Source organism: Sphingomonas sp. DMC8, assembly GCF_056314185.1.
On sequence record NZ_JBQUYV010000019.1, the window covers coordinates 1 to 1,145 of the forward strand.

General features: G+C 63.9%; 1 protein-coding gene. It reads left to right on the top strand.

The features are described from left to right. Positions 1-155: 155 nt before the first annotated feature. A partial coding sequence (locus ACT53K_RS19355) for an IS110 family RNA-guided transposase (protein WP_476230452.1) occupies positions 156-1,145 on the top strand: 990 nt, incomplete at its 3' end.

The window sequence follows — 1,145 nt, forward strand, 5'->3', positions numbered from 1 at the left end:
CGTAGCACATTGGGAAGCGCTGGTTCGGGAGCCGCTATGGCCCTGATGAAGACAAGGCCGCGTAGCGGCCGCAGGCTTCATCAGAGCAAGCCATGGCCGGCCGGCAGGTATCTAAAGTGAGGTTGTCGAGACAACACTTTGGAGGCCGACCGACCATGACCAAGCTCACCTCTACGCCTGCTGGCGCCGTGCTGGTAGCCATCGACATGTCCAAGAACCGGCAGGAGGTCCTCATCGAGCGACCGGAAGGCGGCCGGCGTCGGCGGATGACCGTCAGGGCGACCAGGCAGGACTATGACGGCTTTGCCGAGCAACTCGCTGCCATCGGTCGCCCCATCATCGTAGGATTCGAGGCGACGGGTAATTACCATCGCACGTTGGCACATCGGCTGCTGATGGCGGGGTTAGAGCTGCGCCTTATCTCGTCGGTCGCCCTCGCCCGAACGCGCGAGGCGCTGCACAACGGCTGGGACAAGAACGACCCCAAGGACGCGCAGGTCATCCTGCACATGCTGCGGATCGGTGCGACACAGTGTTACGTCGATCCGCTGGTGGCCGGGATCAACGACCTGCAGGAGCTGTCGAAAACCCACGAGATGATCTCCAGGATGAAGACGCAGACCTGGCACCGGATCCTGACTCACTACCTGCCGCTGTACTTCCCCGAGATCGCCCGCTTCGCAGGCAACAGCCGGTCCGACTGGTTCCTCGCGCTCATCGAGCGGTTCCCGACGCCGGCTACTATCACGGCGCTGGACCGCGAGGCGTTCGCGGCCGCGGCGTGGCCGCTCATCGGCCGGAAGGTCTCCAAGGCGCGGCTCATCAACGACATTTACGAGACGGCGTCCGCCTCGGCGGCACTGCCGGTGCCGGAAGACTCCGCAGCCATCACCATGTTCCGCATGGTCATCGCGCAGGGCCGCAGTCTCATTCAGCAGCGCGACGAGATCGAGCGGCTGGCTCATACGCGGCTCGCCGATGATGTCGACTACCGGCTGCTGCGCAACATTCCGGGCATCGGTCCGATCAACGCACTGACCATCCTGGCCGAGGCTGGCGATCTGCGCCGCTTCAAGCATCATCGTCAGTTCCTGAAGTTCTGCGGTCTCGATCTCGCAACGTGTCAGTCAGGCACGTTCCGCGGC